The sequence below is a fragment of the Streptomyces sp. NPDC091416 genome, from assembly GCF_044756845.1.
Taxonomy (GTDB): domain Bacteria; phylum Actinomycetota; class Actinomycetes; order Streptomycetales; family Streptomycetaceae; genus Streptomyces.
The window spans coordinates 421,694-439,818 of the sequence record NZ_JBIVTU010000001.1; the positions used below are offsets into that span (position 1 = coordinate 421,694).

Consider the following 18,125-nt stretch of genomic DNA (forward strand, 5'->3'; position numbering starts at 1 on the left):
ACGGTACCCGGCGAAACTGTCCGGGCGGTAGCTCCTCGTGGCCGTCACGTGCCCGTTGCCGAGCCGAGTGTCAAAGTCATGGACAGGTCTTTACCACCGCGGGTCAGCTTGAGCTCCAACCGGTCGCCCGGCCGGTGCGAGCGGATCTTCACTATCAGCTCCTCGCCACTGTGCACCCGCCTGCCGTCCACTTCGGTGATGACGTCACCGGGCCGGATGCCCGCCTTCGCCCCGGGACCTCCCTCCGTGACCGAGGACTTGCCGTCGGCGCCCTCGGTCCCGACCTTGGCCCCGTCGCCCGTGTACTTCATGTCGAGGCTCACACCGATCACCGGGTGGGTGGCCTTCCCGGTGTTGATGAGTTCCTCGGCGACGCGCTTGCCCTGGTTGATCGGGATGGCGAAGCCGAGCCCGATGGAACCGGCCTGGCCGCCCTCCGTCGTCGAACCGCTGTCGGCGGCGCGGATGGCGCTGTTGATCCCGATCACGTGCGCGTCGGTGTCCACCAGCGGGCCGCCGGAGTTGCCCGGGTTGATCGGGGCGTCGGTCTGGAGCGCGTCGACGTAACTGATGTCGCTCCCGTCGCCCTTCTCACCGCCCGCGGTGATGGGCCGGTCCTTGGCGCTGATGATGCCGGAGGTGACGGTGTTGGACAGGTCGAAGGGTGCGCCGATGGCCACCACCGGGTCCCCGACCTGCACGTTGTCGGAGTTTCCCAGGGGCAGGGGCTTCAGCCCCGAGACCCCGCTGACCTTGACCACGGCCAGGTCGTAGCCGCTGTCCGTGCCGACGATCTCGGCGCTCGCCGTCTCGCCGCCGCTGAACGTCACGGTGATCTCGCCGGCGGAACCGGCCGGAGCGACCACGTGGTTGTTGGTCAGGATGTGGCCCCGGTCGTCCAGGACGAAGCCTGTTCCGGTGCCCGATTCGGTCGTGCCGCTGACGTGCAGGGTGACCACGCTGGGCAGGGCGCTCGCCGCTATGCCCGCGACGCTGTCGGGCGCGCGTCCGCCGCCGTTCCTCTCGTCCTGCGGCAGCTCGACCGCGGTGAAGCCGCCGTTGCGCTCGATGTAGGCGCCGATACCGCCGCCGATGCCGCCCGCCACCAGGGCGAGGAGCAGCGCACCGACGAGGACCGTCCCGCGCCGGCCCTGCCGCCGGCCTTCGGGGCCGAGCGGCGGCCCGGGCTGGGTGATGAGGGGCTGCCGGGGGGCGCCCCAGGGGTCGTACTGGAGCCACTGCGGCGACGAGGGCTGGGCGTGCTGCTGGGGCTGGGGGCCCTGGGGCTGCGGGGGCGGGGCCTGGAAGGCGGGTGCGGGAGCGGGCGGCAGCGTCATGCCGGAACCGTTCGTCCCCGCGTAGGGCGGGGGTACGGGGGTGCCGTGGGCCGGCGTCGGGCGCTGCACGGGAGGTGCGGGCGCCCACGGACCGGGGCCACCGTAGGGCGGGGTGCTGTACTGATCGGGCTCGTGGAGCGGCTGCGCGGCCTGCGGGGCGGGCGCCGGGGGCTCGGGGGTCCGGGCCGCGGGCAGCAGGGTCTCGGGCGATGGGATCTCGGGCGACGGGGCCTCGTGCGGCGCGGGCTCGGGTGCGGGGGCCTCGTACGGCGCGGGGGCCTCGTGCGGCGCGTCCTGGGGCGCCTCGTTCACGGCGGGTGCATCGGCCGGGGGCATCGCGTCCTGGACGGGCGGCTCCTGGGGCGCCGTGCGCGTACCGCGCCCCGGCGCGGGCCGGCTCCACCACTTCGCCTTCGGCGCGGTGGTCTTCCCGTCGTCCATGCTCTCCCCGCAACTGCCGTGACCGGCCTCTGCACGCCCCGACAGGAGCGTCCCTCCGGAAATCCTGCCGGAATTCAACCAGGTTTGCGGATGCCCTGCGCAGCCCCGTACGGAGACCTTCCTCAGCGACGGGGCGAAAGCGGCAGACCGTGCTGCGCGGGGGCCGGCACCGCGGCGGTCGTGGTGGGGCTCCGGGACGGGTCCGCGGAGGGCGCCGGGGTGGCCGGGGCCTGTCCGCTGCCGAGGGCCCGGGCGAACAGAGGGTTGCTTGCGTCGGGACGTATCAGGGACGGCGCGGACACGGTGGTGCGGCCGGTGAGCGCGAACAGGTTCTGGCCCGGAGCGCCGTTGCCGAGCAGGGCGGGCGTCGACGGGAACGCCAACGGCGCCGCGTTCACCGCGAGCGGGAACGGGCGGTCGGCGCCGGCCGCGGCGAGCGTGCCGTGGCTGCCGCCTCCGCGACGGCTGACGGTGCCTGCGGCCGCGCGGGCTTCGGCGTCGATCGGGGCCACGGCGCTGCCCGGGCCGTCGGCGCGCGTGGGGGTCTCGGTGCCGGAGTCCGTCGGCAGGGCGCCGCCGAGTGCGATGGCGGCCAGCGAGACGGCGCTGGCGGCGGCGAAGGCGAACCGTCGCCCGCGCCACGGTGAGCGCTCGCTCTCACGGCCGACCTCATGGATCCGGAAGACGGAACCGGCCGGAGCGGCGGGCATCACCGCCGTCGAGCCGTGCAGCGCCGGAAGGTAGCCGAAGGCGCCCGGCACGGGACCGTCCGAAGGTGATTCCGTGCGGCTGCCGTGGGGCTGCATCACGGGAAGAACACCGTCGCCGAAGAACCCCGGATCACCCAGGGGTCTTCCCCGACGGTCGTCGTCACCACCCGGTCCGCCGGGAAGGCCCTGGAGACGGGCAAGGAACCCCTCGGAGGGCGAGGGTGGGGCCGACTGTGCGAAGACACTCTTCAGGCGCCGCTGGGCGGCGGCCTCGGCCTTGCACTTGCCGCAGGTCGCGAGGTGGGCGAGCACCCGGTCGCGGGCGTCATGCTTCAGCTCGCCGTCGACAAGCGCGGCGAGGCGGTCCCCCAGGTGTTGTTCCGCGGAGGTCGGACCTGTGCCACTCACGCCGTTCCGCCCTCCCCTGCCACGAGGGCGCCCGCCAGGGAGCGCTGCTCGGCACGGGCCTCGGGCGAACGGTGCTGAAGCGCCTTGCGCAGGTGCGAGCGTCCGCGGTGGATACGGCTGCGCACGGTGCCGAGCTTCACGCCGAGTGTCGCGGCGATCTCCTCGTACGAGAGCCCCTCGATGTCGCACAGCACGACCGCGGCCCGGAATTCGGGCGCAAGGGTGTCCAGCGCCTGCTGGACGTCCGCGTCGAAGTGGGTGTCGTTGAAGACCTGCTGCGGCGACGGCTCACGGCTCGGCAGCCGCTCCGCGGCGTCGTCCCCGAGAGAGTCGAAACGGATGCGCTGCTTACGGCGGACCATGTCCAGGAACAGGTTGGTCGTGATGCGGTGCAGCCAGCCCTCGAAGGTGCCGGGCGTGTACGTCGAAAGCGAACGGAACACCCGGACGAAGACCTCCTGGGTGAGGTCCTCGGCGTCGTGCTGGTTACCCGTCAGTCGGTAGGCAAGGCGGTAGACACGACCGCTGTGCGTGCTGACGATCTCTTCCCATGTGGGCGGCGTCCACGCCTGGGATTCCGCATCCGAGGCGAAGGTCGCGGTCGTTGCGGAGGCGTTGGAAGAACGGTCAGCAATGTTGGTCACGGATTTCGGCTCACCCGCCGACCTGAGGAAGCGCCACAGCACTCCTCCCCGATCCACAGGCGCAGCCGCACCTCCCCTGTCGGCTCTGGTGGTGTCCAGTGGAGCCCCTACCATAGCCACCTCGCCCGTTAGCTCCGGATAAGCCTTTTTCCTGCTGGGGCCGGGGATCTCCCCGGGAACCGCCTGCCCGTCGGTCCCGGGCCCGGTCTGCGGGCCCGATCCACGTGCTCTCCCCTGTCCTTCCCTAACGCCCGGTCCCATCTGCGGGTTCCCGGGTGCAGCGGATACAGTCACCGTTGCGCCAACTACGGGGACAGGAGAGGGTCATCACCGCCAACCGGCAGACGAGCTGGGCGTTCGCCGACGCCTTTGTCGCCGAGGACGAAGCACTGCGCTGGGCCCGGGACCGGGCACGGGACGCGGGACTCCGCTCGGTGTCACCAGGCACCGGCGCAGCGCTGCGCCTTCTCGCTGCCACCACGGACGCCAAAGCGGTGGCCGAGATCGGTACCGGCACGGGCGTGTCCGGCCTCTACCTGCTGCACGGCATGCGCCCCGACGGGGTGCTGACCACGGTCGACCCGGAACCCGAGCGCCAGCAGTTCGCCCGCGAGGCGTTCCGGGCGGCGGGCTTCGCCGCCAACCGGGCCCGCTTCATCCCCGGCCGCGCCCTGGACGTACTTCCCCGGCTGGCGGACGGCGGTTACGACCTCGTGTTCTGCGACGGCGACCGGCTGGAGAGCCTGGACTGCCTCGCTGAATCGTTGCGCCTGCTGCGGCCCGGCGGCCTGGTCTGCTTCGAGGGCGTCTTCGCGGACGGCCGCACAGTCGACTCCGCCGCCCAGCCCGCCGAGGTGCTGCGCCTGCGCGAGCTGCTGCGGGCGGTCCGCGAGAGCCAGGAGCTGATGGCCACTCTGCTGCCGGTGGGCGACGGCCTCCTCTGCGCGGTACGCCGGGGCTGAGCCCCACCGGCACCGCGGCGCACCCCGGACGCACCACTGCCCCGGCACGGAGACCGTGACGGGGCAGTGGTGAAGTGTGGGCGCCTCTGTTAGCCGACGACCTTCTTGAGGGCATCGCCGAGTGCATCGGCCTCGTCCGGAGTCAGCTCCACGACAAGCCGACCGCCGCCTTCGAGCGGAACGCGCATGACGATGCCCCGCCCCTCCTTTGTCACCTCGAGCGGGCCGTCGCCCGTCCGCGGCTTCATGGCCGCCATGCTCGTTCCCCTTCCTGAAACCAGCTCATCGCAACCGGCGGCCCCATGACAGGCGCTGCCTCACCGGCATCGAACACATTGCTTCCAGGCCATTATCCCGCATCACAGACCCCGATGACCAACATCGCTCTGCATCGCTTGCGCAACGCGCTCTCTCAAAACCACCCAATTCGGCGATCCGACTGCGATACTCCGTCCCCGCGCCCCCCTCATCGCGGCGGAATCGTTAGACGCAGGTCACATGTTGGCCCTCGCCGAAGTCGGCCATGCTTGCCTGGACAGGCATGTTGAACGAGGTGCAAAGGGGACCGCACATGGCCGATCACGACGACTCCGTGCTCTACGAGGTGAGCGACGGGCTCGCGACGATCACGATCAACCGTCCGGACGCGATGAACGCCATGGACACCGCGGCCAAGGTGGGGCTGCGTGACGCCGTGCAGTCGGCCGGCGCCGACCCCGCCGTGCGGGCGGTGCTGCTCACCGCGGTCGGCGGGCGCGCCTTCTGTGTCGGCCAGGATCTGAAGGAGCACCTCTCCAAGCTGTCCGAGGTCCGCGCATCGGGCGGCGGCAACGCGCTCAGCACGGTGCGCGATCACTACAACCCCATCGTGCGGGCGCTGACGGAGATGCCCAAGCCGGTCGTCGCCGGGATCAACGGCGCCGCGGCCGGAGCGGGCTTCGGCTTCGCGCTCGCCTGCGACTACCGGGTCGCCGCCGACACCGCCTCGTTCAACACCTCGTTCGCCGGCGTCGCGCTCACGGCCGACTCGGGTGTGTCGTGGACGCTGCCCCGGCTGATCGGCCACAGCCGCGCCGCCGATCTCCTGCTCTTCCCGCGCTCCATCTCCGCGCAGGACGCCCACGACCTCGGCATCGTGAACAAGCTGGTGCCCGCCGCCGACCTCGCCGCCGAGGCCGCCGCGGTGGCCCGCGCCCTCGCGGACGGCCCGACGGTCGCGTACGCGGCGCTCAAGGAGTCCCTCGCGTACGGCGCCGGTCACACCCTGGGCGAGGCGCTGGAGAAGGAGGACGAACTCCAGACGAGGGCGGGCACGTCGCAGGACCACTGGATCGCGGTGCAGGCGTTCCTCGACAAGAACAAGTGGCCGAAGTACGTCGGGCGGTAGTCCGGCTCCCGGCTACGCCGCACGACCGCCGCCGCGGGCCACGCAGTCGGCGAGATGGTCGTCGACCAGGCCGCACGCCTGCATCAGGGCGTAGGCCGTGGTCGGACCGATGAACCGCAGCCCGCGCTTCTTGAGGTCCTTCGACAGTGCCGTGGACTCCGCGGTGACGGCCGCCACGTCCCCGAGGACTCGGGGGGCGGGGCGGCTCGCGGGATCGGGGGCGTACGACCAGATCAGTTCGTCCAGCTCGCCCTCCCGCCAGCCCGTCAGCACCTGGGCGTTGGCGAGGGTGGCGTCGATCTTCGCCCGGTTGCGGATGATGCCCGCGTCGGCGAGAAGCCGTTCCCGGTCCGCGTCGGTGAACGCCGCGACCTTCGCGATGGAGAACCCGGAGAACGCGCTGCGGAAGCCCTCGCGGCGGCGCAGGATCGTCAGCCAGGACAGCCCGGACTGGAACGCCTCCAGGCACAGCCGTTCGAAGAGGGCGTCGTCGCCGTGGACCGGGCGGCCCCACTCGGTGTCGTGATAGACGAGGTAGTCCTCGGTGGACAGGCCCCACGGGCAGCGCAGGCCGCCGTCCGCCGCCGCCTCGGCGCCGCCGCTCATCGTCCGGTCTCCTCGTCGGGCCGCGGGGCGTCGCCCGGCTGCTCCGGAGCCTCCCAGGGCGCGTGGGGGCGGTCCTCGGGCTGCTTCAGGAGATCGGCGCGGCCGGCTCTCGTGGCCTGGGCGCCGGCGAGCGCCGACTCCAGCTCCGCGATCCGGGCGTCCCGCTCGGCCAGCTCGGCACCGAGCCGGCCCAGCGCGTCGTCCACATCGGCCATCCGGTAGCCGCGCGCGGCCACCGGCAGCCGGAGCGCCTCGACATCCGCGCGGCCGACCGGGCGCGTCGCGGGCAGCGGATCCGTCAGTTGCTCGGGCGCCACGTCCTGCAGGATGGCGCTCTTCCCTCCGCCGACCACGGCAAGCGTGACCGCGGCAACCACCACCACCATCGCGAGCAGCAAGAACCAGAACACGCGTATCTCCCCGGGAGCGGAATTCGTCCGGGTCCGATCGTGCCATGCGGCACTGACAGTTAGGGTCGCAGTCGGCTCCGGCGGAGATCTGCTGGGCGGATTCAAAGGTTCGAAGGAGAGACACGGGATGCGAAGCGGTGCGCTCAGGCTGGGCCGGCGCGAGTTCGGTGCGCACGAGCCGGTGATCATGGCGATCGTGAACCGCACCCCGGACTCCTTCTACGACCAGGGCGCCACCTTCCTCGACGAACCCGCGCTCTCCCGGGTCGAGCAGGCGGTGGCCGACGGCGCCGCGATCATCGACATCGGCGGGGTGAAGGCAGGCCCCGGCGAGGAGGTCACCGCCGAGGAGGAGGCCCGTCGCACCGTCGGGTTCGTCGCCGAGGTGCGCCGCCGCCACCCGGACGTGGTGATCAGCGTCGACACCTGGCGCCACGACGTCGGCGAGGCCGTCTGCGAGGCCGGCGCCGACCTGCTGAACGACGCGTGGGGCGGGGTCGACCCGAAGCTTGCGGAGGTCGCCGCGCGGTACGGGGCCGGTCTGGTCTGCACGCACGCGGGCGGCGCCGAGCCGCGGACCCGGCCGCACCGGGCCGGGTACGAGGACGTGATGGCCGACATCCTGCGGGTGACCGTGGGGCTGGCCGAGCGGGCCGTGGAACTGGGGGTCCGGCCGGACGGGATCATGATCGACCCCGGTCACGACTTCGGGAAGAACACCCGGCACTCGCTGGAGGCGACGCGGCGGCTCGGCGAGATGGCGGAGACGGGTTGGCCGGTGCTCGTGTCGCTGTCCAACAAGGACTTCGTCGGCGAGACGCTCGACCGGCCGGTGAAGGAACGGCTGCTCGGCACGCTGGCGACGACCGCGGTGTCGGCGTGGCTGGGGGCGCGGGTGTACCGGGTGCACGAGGTGGCGGAGACGCGGGACGTCCTGGACATGGTGGCGTCGATCGCGGGGCACCGGGCGCCTGCGGTGGCGCGGCGGGGGCTGGCGTAGCCGAGGACGTGGGCGGACGGGTTGCGCCCGAAGAGGCGGGCTGTTCCCTGCCCGCCTCTTCGGGCGAGGCCGGGAGTCAGCGCCCGACCTCCTTCGTCACCAGGTTCACCGCCTCGTCCACGTCGTCCGTGACGTGGAACAGCAGCAGGTCCTTCGCCGACGCCTTGCCCTGGGCCACCACCGTGTCCCGCAGCCAGTCCACCAGGCCGCCCCAGTACTCCGTACCGAACAGCACGATCGGGAAGCGGGTGACCTTGCCCGTCTGGACGAGGGTGAGGGCCTCGAAGAGCTCGTCCAGGGTGCCGAGGCCGCCGGGCAGGACGACGAAGCCCTGTGCGTACTTCACGAACATCGTCTTGCGGACGAAGAAGTAGCGGAAGTTGACGCCGATGTCGACGTGCGGGTTGAGGCCCGACTCGAAGGGCAGCTCGATGCCGAGGCCCACCGAGACGCCCTTCGCCTCCCGGGCCCCCCTGTTCGCCGCCTCCATCGCTCCGGGCCCGCCCCCGGTGATCACCGCGAAGCCTGCCTCGACGAGCGCCCGGCCGATGCGCACACCCGCCTCGTACTCCGGCGCACCGGCCGGTGTGCGGGCGGATCCGAAGACGCTGATGGCACTCGGCAGTTCGGCGAGCGCGCCGAAGCCCTCGACGAACTCCGACTGGATGCGCATGACCCGCCACGGATCGGTGTGCACCCACTCGGAGTCGCCCTCGGAGTCCAGCAGCCGCTGATCGGTCGTGCCGGGCTGCACCTGGTCCCTGCGGCGCAGCACCGGGCCGAGCCGCTGTTCCTCGGGCCTGACCGCTCCCTCGGGGACCTCCGTGCCCTCAGGGATCCTTGCGTCCTCCGCGTTGCCCATGACTGCTCCCTACGCCGACGTCAGAGCCGCCCTGCGGCGCCCTGTCCCAGGCCAGCGTAGATCTCCGCAGGTTACGGACAGGGGAATGCCAGGGGTCAGGTCGTGAGCCAGGAGCGGAGCCGGTCCTCGCAGTGGGTGATCCGTTCGACCTTCACGTGCTCGTTGCGCTTGTGGGCGAGGACCGGGTCGCCGGGGCCGTAGTTCACCGCGGGAACGCCGAGGCCGCCGAAGCGTGCCACGTCCGTCCAGCCGAACTTGGGCCTGGCGGTGCCGCCGACCGCGTCCATGAAGGCCTTCGCCGCGGGATGGGACAGGCCCGGCATGGCCGCGCCGGAGTGGTCGTCGACGATGAATTCGGCGACGCCGCAGTCGGCGAAGACCTCGTGCACATGGGCGACGGCCTGCTCGGCACTGAGGTCGGGGGCGTAGCGGTAGTTCACGACGACGGTGCAGGCGTCGGGGATGACGTTGTTGGCGACGCCGCCCTCGATCCGTACGGCGTTGAGGCCCTCGTGGTACTCCAGTCCGTCGATCACCGGCTTGCGCGGTTCGTACGCGGCGAGCCTTTCGAGGACGGGCGCGGCGGCGTGGACGGCGTTGGACCCCATCCAGCTGCGGGCGGAGTGCGCCCGCTCGCCCTCCAGGCGCAGGAAGACGCGCAGGGTGCCCTGGCAGCCGCCCTCGACCTCTCCGTTGGAGCCCTCCAGGAGGACGGCGAAATCGGCCTTCAGCCAGTCGGGGTGGGCGGCGGCGATGTGCCCGAGGCCGTTGAGGTCGGCGGCGACCTCTTCGTTGTCGTAGAAGACGAAGGTGAGGTCGCGGTTGGGCTCGGGCACGGTGGCGGCGATCCTCAGCTGGACAGCGACGCCCGACTTCATGTCGGAGCTGCCGCAGCCCCACAGCAGGCCGTCCTCGTCGAGGCGCGAAGGCACGTTGTCGGCGATCGGCACGGTGTCGATGTGACCCGCCAGTACGACGCGCTCGGCACGTCCCAGGTTCGTCCGCGCCACGACGTTGTTGCCGTGCCGGTCGACGGTCAGGTGCGGAAGGGTCCGCAGCGCCGACTCGACTGCGTCGGCGAGGTCCTTCTCCTCCCCGCTGACCGAGGGGAAGTCGACGAGCCATGCGGTGAGCGCGGGTCCGTCCAGTGTCAGGTCAAGCGTGCTTTCGGCCATGGCTACGACCCTAGTGCCTGTCCGGAGCCCCCCGTCTGCGTCCCGACGCCCGGCACGCACGCACCGACCGCCGCTGCGCCCGCGCTCCGCGCGAACGACGGGGGACTCCGGACGGGCACCGTGCCTCGCGTACGGTGGCCCCGTGCCCCGGACCGTTGCCCCTGCCCGCCGACACACCGCCCGCAGCCGCCGTCTGCGCCTCACGGCGGCCTTTGCCGTGCTCATGGCAGTGGCCGGTTATCTGACCGTGCAGTACGTGACCGGCGGCAAGAGTTCCGACCAGTGCACCGTGGAGTCCGCCGACGGTTCGTCCGGCGAGGGACGGACGTACCGGCTGACCTCGGAGCAGGCGGCGAACGCCGCGACGATCTCCGCGGTCGGCACCACCCGCGGGATGCCGGAGCGCGCGGTGACCATCGCGCTGGCGACGGCACTGCAGGAGTCCGCGCTGCGGAACATCGAGCACGGCGACCGGGACTCGCTGGGCCTCTTCCAGCAGCGTCCTTCACAGGGCTGGGGCACCGAGAAGCAGATCATGGACCCCGTCTACTCGGCCGGGAAGTTCTACGAGCGCCTGGCCGAGGTGCCCGGCTACTCACGGCTGCCGCTCACCGTGGCAGCGCAGCGGGTCCAGCGCAGCGGCTTCCCGCAGGCGTACGCGAAGCACGAGCCGGATGCCGCGCTGCTGGCGGCGGCGCTGACCGGCCGGGCGCCGGCGGCCCTGAACTGCGATCCGCCGCGGAGCACGGCCGCGACGGGCGGGAGGGCGAAGGTCCGGGCCGCGCTGGTGCGCTCCTTCGGCAAGGACGTGCTGCCTTCCGAGGACGCGGCGGCGCAGCCCCCGGCCGCCGGTGCGGCAGCGGGCACGGGAAGCCTCTCGGTTCCGGTGCAGGCGGCCCGGAGGGCCGGCCAGGACGGTGTTCCGCAGCGCGGCTGGGAGCTCGCGCACTGGGCGGTCGCGCAGTCCGAGGCACTCGGCATCGACGAGGTCGCGTACGCCGGCAAGAAGTGGGCCTCCGGGGCGGGCTGGCGGACGGAGCGCAAGGAATCGGGCACGACCGCGGTCCGCATACGCCTCGCGCAGTAGTACGACCCATCACCCGCGCAGGGGGTCTGCCCCTTCGCTCCACGGGCTCCGCACAGGGGCCCGCGCACTGGTTTCCGTACGCACCCGTCCCCTTGCGGCCCAAGGGAAGTGACGGTTCGGCACAGGACCGTTCCCTGCCTGGTCCGCCCGGGTTTCTCCGTTGCGGATTATGTGACCCATGACCCGATCTTTACCTCGGCACACCGCAACCTCCCCCTCCCCCAAGACGGTTGTCATGGCGTCCCCCACGGACACCAGGTTTCCCCACCCCGTCGAAGGAGCATCATGTCCCTCCCCCTGACCCGTCGGATCGCCCGTACCGCGCTGCTGATCGCGGCGGGTGTGGCCCCCGTGGTCGGTGCGGCCGGTGCCGCGAGTGCCGCGGAGCTCTCGCAGGCTCCGGAGCTCGGCGGTCTCACCACCGTCGAGGGCGCCGGACTCGGCCAGGCCGTCGACGCGGCCCAGCCGGCCGCCGACACCGCGGGCAAGGCCGGCGGCAAGGTCGTCGGGACCACGCTGCCGGTGGCGGCCAAGACCCTCGGCGAGGCGGGCGGCAAGGCCGCGCCCGCGGCGAAGGGTGTCAGCAAGACCGCCAAGGGCGGCGCGAGCGACACCCTCGGCGACGCGACCGGTGCCGTGACCAAGGGCGGTCTGCCCACCGACAGCCTCGGCGGGCTGCCGATCGGCTGATCCGCACCACGCCCGTACGCGTGGAGGGGCCCCGGGAGTGCGCACTCCCGGGGCCCCTCCATGCGTACGGCGGCTCAGCCCAGTCGCTTGACCGCTGCCGCCACGCGCTCGTCGGTCGCCGTGAACGCCACGCGCACGAAGCGGTCGCCCGCCGGCCCGTAGAAGTCCCCGGGCGCCACCAGGATGCCCAGCTCCGCCAGGTACGCCACGGTGTCCCAGCAGGGCTCGTCGCGCGTCGCCCAGAGGTAGAGGCTCGCCTCGCTGTGCTCGATGCGGAACCCGTGGGCCTCCAGCGCCGTGCGCAGGGCCGTGCGCCGGTCCGCGTACCGGGTGCGCTGCTCGGCCACGTGCGCGTCGTCGCCGAGCGCGGCGACGGTCGCCGCCTGGACGGGGGCCGGCGTCATCATCCCGCCGTGCTTGCGGATCAGCAGCAGCTCGCTCAGCACGGCCGCGTCGCCCGCGATGAAGGCGGCGCGGTAGCCGGCGAGGTTGGAGCGCTTGGAGAGCGAGTGGACGGCGACGACGCCCTCGTACGTACCGCCGCAGACGTCCGGGTGGAGCACGGAGACCGGCTCGGCCTCCCAGCCCAGTTCCAGGTAGCACTCGTCGCTGAAGACCAGCACGTCGTGCTCGCGCGCCCAGGCCACGATCCGGGTCAGCTCGTCCTTGGCCAGGACGCGGCCGGTCGGGTTGGACGGCGAGTTGAGCCAGAGCAGCTTCAGTCCGGCCGGGTCGAGGTCGGTCGGGTCGTCGTAGACGACGGGCTCGGCACCGCACAGCCGGGCACCGACCTCGTACGTCGGGTAGGCGAGCCGCGGGTAGGCGACCCTGTCACCGGCGCCGAGGCCGAGCTGGGTCGGAAGCCAGGCCACCAGCTCCTTGGAGCCGACGACGGGCAGCACGTTCTCGTGCGTCACCGAGACGGCGCCCAGACGGCGTTCCACCCAGCCGGTCAGGGCGTCACGCAGCGCGGCCGTCCCCCACACCGTCGGATAGCCGGGGCTGTCCGCCGCGGCGACGAGCGCCTGCTGGATCAGCTCGGGCACCGGGTCGACGGGCGTGCCGACGGACAGGTCCACGATGCCGTCCGGGTGGCCCTGGGCCGTCGACTTGTAGGGCGCGAGCCTGTCCCAGGGAAAGACCGGGAGACGGGAGGAGACTGCGGACACGGATCTCTGCTTTCTCGTACGGGGTTCACGCAGGCGGCCCGGAGGAGCCGCGGGAAAACACCTCGGTCCCGCACGGTGACGAGCCGTACGGGACCGGGGCCACACAGGTGCCGGAGCGCTGCTACTGGTTCTGCGGCGGCAGCGCGGCGATGAACGCGTGGTCGCGCTCGATCAGACCCAGCTTGGAGGCTCCACCCGGCGACCCGAGGTCGTCGAAGAACTCGACGTTCGCCTTGTAGTAGTCCTTCCACTCCTCCGGGGTGTCGTCCTCGTAGAAGATCGCCTCCACCGGGCAGACCGGCTCGCAGGCTCCACAGTCGACGCACTCGTCCGGGTGGATGTACAAGGACCGCTGGCCCTCATAGATACAGTCGACGGGGCACTCTTCGATGCAGGCCTTGTCCTTCACGTCGACACAAGGCTGCGCGATGACGTAGGTCACGCTGTCGTTCCTCCTCGGTAGGGCGTTGGCTCTCGCGCGGGAGCGCGGCGTCGTCGATGCCCGCACCTAGTATCTCCGTTCCCGGGCACGATCCGAACAGGAGGGGCGGACAGAGCTGTGGAATTCACCATGGGCGGACGGCTGGAGGTCCGAATTGCACCGGCTGACGTGGGCAAACGGGTATCAGTCCGGCGTCTGACCGAGGACGGTCCCCAAGGCCCGAAATTCACCGACACGGTCGGTGTTCTCACATCCTGGGACACGGGTGTGCTGTCGGTCACACCGAAGAGCGGTGACTCCGTGCGGATCCCGGAATCGGCCCTGGTGGCGGGCAAGGTCGTGCCGGCCGCTCCGGCCCGCAGGCGCGGACCCGCCGCCTCCTTCACCGAACTCGCCCGGGTGTACGCCCGCGCCTGGCAGCCGGTGGAGAGCGAACCACTGGGCGACTGGCGGCTGCGCGCCGCCGGCGGGTTCACCCGGCGCGCCAACTCCGTGCTGCCGCTCGGCGATCCGGGCGTGCCGCTCGACGCGGCGCTCGGCCGGATCAGCCAGTGGTACGCCGACCGGGGCCTGCCCGCGTACATCCAGACCGCGACCGGTGCCGAGGGGGCGCAGGAGGAGTTGTGCGCGGCGCTGGAGGGCCACGGGTGGCGGCGGGAGGTGACGGCGGAGGTACGGATCGCCGCGCTGGCCCCGATCGGCGACCTGGCCGCGGAGGTGTCGCGGGTGCGGCTGGGCCGCACGGTGGACGACACATGGCTCGCCCGCTACCAGCGCGTCGGAACGCCGGGGCCGCAGGTGTCCGCGGTCCTGGGCAGCGGCCCGTCGGTATGGTTCGCGACCGTGCCGGGCGAGCCGGGGGACGAGGCGCCCGCCGCGATCGGCCGGTGTGTCGTGGACGGGCGGTGGGCCGGTTTCATGGCCGTCGAGGTGGCTCCCGGGCACCGCAGGAGAGGGCTCGCCACCGCCGTGATGACCGCGCTGGCGCGGCAGGCCATGGACGAGGGCGCGTCGGCGGCCTGGCTCCAGGTGGAGGCGGAGAACGAGGGCGCCCGGGCGCTGTACGACGGTATGGGCTTCGCGACGCACCACCAGTACCACCACTTCCGGGCGGCGTAGGGCGATGGCTCCCGAGAGGCATGACAAGGACGGGCTGCGCCGCCGGTTCGCCGAGGAGGCACGGGCGGAACGGCCGGACCTGGCCCTGCTCTGCCTGCTGGTGGGGGCGGAGGCCGATCCGGCACTGGACGCGAACGGTATGGACGCGGCCCAGATCGAGCTGGACCGGCTCGCGGGCCTGCTGCCGTACGGGCTGCGCGGCGGCCGCGCCTGGGCCTCGGCGCTGGCCGGACTGCTCGGTGAGCGGTACGGGTTCGAGGGCGCTTCGGCGGACTACCAGCGGCTGGAGTCGTCGCTGCTGCACGAGGTGCTGCGGCGGCGACGCGGGCTGCCGATCCTCTTGTCGGTGGTGTGGATCGAGGTCGCGCGGCGGGCCGGCGCTCCGGTGTACGGGGTGGCGCTGCCCGGCCACTTCGTGGTCGGTTTCGGGGATCCGGCGGAGCGGGTGCTGGCCGATCCGTTCGCCGGTGGGCGGCCGCTGACGGACCAGGACGCGGAACTCCTGGTGGCGGGCGCCACCGGGGGGCCGCTGGAGGCGTCGATGCTGGTGCCGGCGCAGCCGCTGGAGACCGTACTGCGGATCCTGAACAACATCCGGGCATGGGCGGCAGCCCGCCCGGAACGCAACGACGTGGCGCTGTGGGCGGTGGAGCTGTCCCTGCTCCTGCCGGCGCACCCGGCCCGGCTGCGTTACGAGCGGGCCCAGCTGCTGGTCCGGGGCGGGGAGTTCCTGCGCGGGGCGGCTGAGATGGAGGAGTACGCGCAGGTGGTCGCGGATGTCGATCCTGCTGCCGCGGAGGCGGTGCGCGGGAGTGCGCGGGCGGCCCGCGCGATGCTGAACTGACGCCCGCGCACGGCCGCTCACTCCTGTCCGCCGCCGCGCACGGCCGCTCACTCCTGTCCGCCGCCCGCCCGCCGGACCGTGTGCAGCAGGTACTCCTTCCGGTCGAGAGGGTTGTGGTCCGTGCGTGAGCGCTGCGGGACGGTGCCGGTGACGGGGCGGTGGGTGTCGAAGGCGGTCTCCAGCAGCCCTTCGCCGCGGGTCAGCCCCGGCAGCCGCTGCTGGAGTTCGTGCACCCGGGCTGCCGGGATCCCGCCCTCCAGCACACAGCGTGCGCCGTCGACGGACGGCGGGGACGGGACGGCCCGCAGACGGGCGAGGACCGGCAGGAGCGGCCCGAGCATGTCGGCCGGGAGCTCCGCCCGGAAGCGGTGCATCGGCTCGTACACCGTGGTGCCGGCCTGCCGGAGCGCGGCCATCAGGACCAGCGGGGTCAGATTGCGGAAGTCCCCGGCGGTGCTCGACATGGACTTGTCGAAGACGGCGTGTGCGTGGCTCTGCCGGGGCCAGTAGCCGGAGTGCGTCATCGTGACCGTGCAGTCGGTGACGCGCCAGCCGTACAGGCCCTGTCCGAGCGTTTCGGCGACGGTCTCCTCGACGGCTCTCATCAGGGAGTACGGCATCGAGCCGAGCTCCACCTCCAGCCGGTAGGTCACCCCGCTGCCGGGCGGGGCGGGGTCGACGCGCAGTCCGACCGTCGCGAGGAAGGGATTGTCGTCCTTGTCGATGATCTCGAAAGCCGATCCCGTGCCGGACGGCTTCTCCAGGCAGATCGTCGTGGTTCCGCTGAAGGTGACGTCGATTCCGAATTCTTCCGCGAGCGTCGCCTGGATGACCTCCTTCTGCACTTCGCCGTAGAGCGATACGGACACTTCCTTACGGATGTCGTCCTGGCGCAGATTGATCAGCGGATCCTGTTCGGCCAGCTGCGCCAGAGCGAAATGCAGTTCGCCCCGGGAGACGGGCGGAGCGGCCGCCACCACGGATTCGAGCGTCGGCGGGGCGAAGTGGTGCCCGGTGGCCGCCGCACGGATGTCGCCGACCGCGTCACCGATCCTGATGCCCCCGAGCCCCCGGAGTTTCGCGATCCGCCCCGGGCCCACGGACGCGGCGTCGGTGTCCGCGCCGTCGGCGAAGACCCGGATGCCGGTCACCTTGGCCTCGGACACGGCACCGGGGCCCTGCCCGAACACCAGCCGGTCGCGGGTACGCACGGTCCCGGAGAACATCCGGACCCAGGCCAGCTTCTCGCCGGCCCGGCCGCGTTCGACCTTGAAGACGGTGCCGGAGACCGGCCCGGCCGGGTCGCCCCCGGCCGCGGGCAGCAGCTCCCTGATCCCGTCGGTCAGGGCGGTGATGCCGGCACCCGTGACGGCCGAGCCGAAGTAGACGGGGTGGACCAGGGCCCGCCGGGTCTGCTCGGCCAGTGCCGCCTTGAGCCGGGCCGGTACGAGCTCCTCGCCGCCCTCGACGTACGCGGTCAGCAGGTTGTCGTCGTGCTCCGTGAGCAGATCGGCGAGCCGCTCCGTGTACCGGGGGTCGTCGTCGGCGTACGGCACGCTGCGGGCCTCACGGGTGCCGAGGCCGATGACGGCCGGTCCCGCCGCGACCGTGTGCGGGGTGAGCTTCTCCGTGATCTCGCGCAGCACCTGCGCGTACCGGGCTCCGGCCCGGTCGGTCTTGTTCACAAAGATCAGCGTGGGGATGCGCAGGCGCTGGAGCGTACGCATCAGCACCCGGGTCTGGGCCTGGACGCCCTCCACCGCGGAGATGACCAGCACGGCGCCGTCGAGCACGCTCAGGACCCGTTCCACCTCGGCGATGAAGTCCGGGTGGCCGGGGGTGTCGATCAGGTTGACGGTGACGTCGTCGAGGGTGAACGAGACGACCGCGGACTTGATCGTGATGCCGCGCTGCCGTTCGAGCGCGAGCGAGTCCGTCTGCGTGTTCCCGTCGTCGACGCGGCCGATCTCGTCGATGATTCCGGCGGCGTGAAGCAGCCGCTCGGTCAGACTCGTCTTACCGGCATCGACATGCGCCAGAATTCCAAGATTGAGCGTGTGCACAGAACTCCATGTGGTCAGCGGTGGGGTGAATTCCCGTCGAGACGAACATGTGAGATCCGCGCATCGTTTTCTCCTGGTCCTGTCGGCCGATGCGGCGAGTAGAGCAGTGGGCGGTCCGGCGCCGCAACTCAATTACCGGTGCCGTGCGCACTGCTGCGCGGTGAGGCCCCGTCAGCGAACGGGGGATCCGGCCGCGGCCAAACCTCTCTCCGGCGCGCCGTGCCGTCCAACGGGTGATTATCCGTTCCTCGCCACTCGATGAGCCCACTCCGTAGCTCCAATGCGGAGCTCCCCGATGGCGCGCCCCGGACTCCGGGCTGACGGTGGTTCACGTAGCAACTGCGCCACTCAGAGCCGACAGTCCGTCACTCTTCGCAGTCGCGACGAAAGGAAACGTGTTCAGATGCGCTCTGCCCGCACACTGTTCGCAACGGCCGCCGTCACGGCGGTCCTCACGATCACCGCTCCCTCCGCGTACGCCATGACCACCGGCGACTGGGAGCACGACAGCGGTTCGTCCTCCAGCAGCGAGGACGGCGGCTGGAAGAAGGACAAGCCGAACGGCGGCGTCCACACCGGCGGCGGCGCCCTCGCCTCCACCGTCACCAAGGAATGGCAGCCCGGCAAGGACGACGAGGGCGGCAAGTCCGACTGGAAGAAGGACAAGCCCAGCGGCGGCGTCCACACCGGCGGCGGCGCCCTCGCCTCCACCGTCACCAAGGAATGGCAGCCCGGCAAGGACGACGAGGGCGGCAAGTCCGACTGGAAG

At 72.0% G+C, this 18,125-nt stretch carries 18 protein-coding genes and 1 pseudogene; 8 read left to right on the forward strand and 11 right to left on the reverse strand.

The window, feature by feature from the left end; genetic code table 11:
• Window positions 1-44: 44 nt before the first annotated feature.
• The 3 genes from ACIQMX_RS01650 to sigE all read right to left on the reverse strand — a co-directional run bounded on the left by ACIQMX_RS01650 (window position 45) and on the right by sigE (window position 3,654).
• Window positions 45-1,778 carry a S1C family serine protease gene (locus ACIQMX_RS01650; RefSeq protein ID WP_402474342.1) on the reverse strand — a complete coding sequence of 578 codons (1,734 nt, stop codon included), beginning with the start codon at window positions 1,776-1,778 and terminating at the stop codon, window positions 45-47.
• A 122-nt stretch (window positions 1,779-1,900) separates the two neighbouring features.
• Window positions 1,901-2,896 carry a zf-HC2 domain-containing protein gene (locus tag ACIQMX_RS01655; RefSeq protein ID WP_402474343.1) on the reverse strand — a complete coding sequence of 332 codons (996 nt, stop codon included), beginning with the start codon at window positions 2,894-2,896 and terminating at the stop codon, window positions 1,901-1,903.
• Window positions 2,893-3,654: an RNA polymerase sigma factor SigE gene (gene sigE / locus ACIQMX_RS01660; protein WP_363066566.1), complete on the reverse strand. Its 762-nt coding sequence runs from the start codon at window positions 3,652-3,654 to the stop codon at window positions 2,893-2,895. The genes ACIQMX_RS01655 and sigE overlap by 4 nt, the downstream gene beginning before the upstream one ends.
• 182 nt (window positions 3,655-3,836) lie before the next feature.
• Here sigE and ACIQMX_RS01665 point away from each other — a divergent pair, with 182 nt between their 5' ends.
• Window positions 3,837-4,502 carry an O-methyltransferase gene (locus tag ACIQMX_RS01665; protein ID WP_219574098.1) on the forward strand — a complete coding sequence of 222 codons (666 nt, stop codon included), beginning with the start codon at window positions 3,837-3,839 and terminating at the stop codon, window positions 4,500-4,502.
• Window positions 4,503-4,591: 89 nt separating this feature from the next.
• On the opposite strand, the gene ACIQMX_RS01670 is transcribed toward ACIQMX_RS01665, so the two are convergent.
• Entirely contained in the window at window positions 4,592-4,759 is a 168-nt protein-coding gene (locus tag ACIQMX_RS01670) for a DUF3117 domain-containing protein (protein WP_003966491.1), read from the reverse strand.
• Between the two features lie 314 nt (window positions 4,760-5,073).
• Between ACIQMX_RS01670 and ACIQMX_RS01675 the strand changes: the two genes are divergently transcribed.
• Window positions 5,074-5,889: an enoyl-CoA hydratase-related protein gene (locus ACIQMX_RS01675; protein WP_363066567.1), complete on the forward strand. Its 816-nt coding sequence runs from the start codon at window positions 5,074-5,076 to the stop codon at window positions 5,887-5,889.
• Between the two features lie 12 nt (window positions 5,890-5,901).
• Here the strand turns inward: ACIQMX_RS01675 and ACIQMX_RS01680 are convergent, their stop codons facing one another.
• The gene (locus ACIQMX_RS01680) at window positions 5,902-6,495 is read right to left on the reverse strand and encodes a DNA-3-methyladenine glycosylase I (RefSeq protein ID WP_402474344.1); all 594 of its coding nucleotides are present in this window, start codon (window positions 6,493-6,495) and stop codon (window positions 5,902-5,904) included.
• Window positions 6,492-6,905 carry a hypothetical protein gene (locus ACIQMX_RS01685; RefSeq protein ID WP_363066569.1) on the reverse strand — a complete coding sequence of 138 codons (414 nt, stop codon included), beginning with the start codon at window positions 6,903-6,905 and terminating at the stop codon, window positions 6,492-6,494. The genes ACIQMX_RS01680 and ACIQMX_RS01685 overlap by 4 nt, the downstream gene beginning before the upstream one ends.
• A gap of 127 nt (window positions 6,906-7,032) precedes the next feature.
• Between ACIQMX_RS01685 and folP the strand changes: the two genes are divergently transcribed.
• The gene (gene folP, locus ACIQMX_RS01690; protein WP_326658114.1) at window positions 7,033-7,905 is read left to right on the forward strand and encodes a dihydropteroate synthase; all 873 of its coding nucleotides are present in this window, start codon (window positions 7,033-7,035) and stop codon (window positions 7,903-7,905) included.
• A gap of 76 nt (window positions 7,906-7,981) precedes the next feature.
• On the opposite strand, the gene ACIQMX_RS01695 is transcribed toward folP, so the two are convergent.
• Entirely contained in the window at window positions 7,982-8,767 is a 786-nt protein-coding gene (locus tag ACIQMX_RS01695; RefSeq protein ID WP_363066570.1) for a TIGR00730 family Rossman fold protein, read from the reverse strand.
• A 95-nt stretch (window positions 8,768-8,862) separates the two neighbouring features.
• Complete coding sequence (dapE, locus tag ACIQMX_RS01700; RefSeq protein WP_363066571.1) at window positions 8,863-9,942, reverse strand: succinyl-diaminopimelate desuccinylase; 1,080 nt, start codon at window positions 9,940-9,942, stop codon at window positions 8,863-8,865.
• Window positions 9,943-10,084: 142 nt separating this feature from the next.
• Here dapE and ACIQMX_RS01705 point away from each other — a divergent pair, with 142 nt between their 5' ends.
• On the forward strand, window positions 10,085-11,029 hold the full coding sequence (locus tag ACIQMX_RS01705; protein WP_402474346.1) for a hypothetical protein: 945 nt from the start codon (window positions 10,085-10,087) through the stop codon (window positions 11,027-11,029).
• Window positions 11,030-11,314: 285 nt separating this feature from the next.
• Window positions 11,315-11,719: an ATP-binding protein gene (locus tag ACIQMX_RS01710; RefSeq protein WP_363066573.1), complete on the forward strand. Its 405-nt coding sequence runs from the start codon at window positions 11,315-11,317 to the stop codon at window positions 11,717-11,719.
• 74 nt (window positions 11,720-11,793) lie between these two features.
• On the opposite strand, the gene dapC is transcribed toward ACIQMX_RS01710, so the two are convergent.
• On the reverse strand, window positions 11,794-12,888 hold the full coding sequence (gene dapC / locus ACIQMX_RS01715) for a succinyldiaminopimelate transaminase (protein ID WP_363066574.1): 1,095 nt from the start codon (window positions 12,886-12,888) through the stop codon (window positions 11,794-11,796).
• A 121-nt stretch (window positions 12,889-13,009) separates the two neighbouring features.
• Window positions 13,010-13,330 carry a ferredoxin gene (gene fdxA / locus ACIQMX_RS01720; RefSeq protein WP_018956287.1) on the reverse strand — a complete coding sequence of 107 codons (321 nt, stop codon included), beginning with the start codon at window positions 13,328-13,330 and terminating at the stop codon, window positions 13,010-13,012.
• A gap of 117 nt (window positions 13,331-13,447) precedes the next feature.
• Here fdxA and ACIQMX_RS01725 point away from each other — a divergent pair, with 117 nt between their 5' ends.
• Together ACIQMX_RS01725 and ACIQMX_RS01730 are read left to right on the forward strand one after the other, a co-directional pair.
• The gene (locus tag ACIQMX_RS01725; RefSeq protein ID WP_402474348.1) at window positions 13,448-14,449 is read left to right on the forward strand and encodes a GNAT family N-acetyltransferase; all 1,002 of its coding nucleotides are present in this window, start codon (window positions 13,448-13,450) and stop codon (window positions 14,447-14,449) included.
• 4 nt (window positions 14,450-14,453) lie between these two features.
• Window positions 14,454-15,293, forward strand: a complete 840-nt coding sequence (locus ACIQMX_RS01730) for a tetratricopeptide repeat protein (RefSeq protein ID WP_402474349.1) — start codon at window positions 14,454-14,456, stop codon at window positions 15,291-15,293.
• A 47-nt stretch (window positions 15,294-15,340) separates the two neighbouring features.
• Here the strand turns inward: ACIQMX_RS01730 and ACIQMX_RS01735 are convergent, their stop codons facing one another.
• The gene (locus ACIQMX_RS01735) at window positions 15,341-17,356 is read right to left on the reverse strand and encodes a GTP-binding protein (RefSeq protein WP_402474350.1); all 2,016 of its coding nucleotides are present in this window, start codon (window positions 17,354-17,356) and stop codon (window positions 15,341-15,343) included.
• Between the two features lie 403 nt (window positions 17,357-17,759).
• Between ACIQMX_RS01735 and ACIQMX_RS01740 the strand changes: the two are divergent.
• Window positions 17,760-18,125, forward strand: a pseudogene (locus ACIQMX_RS01740) (hypothetical protein); the annotation flags it as partial.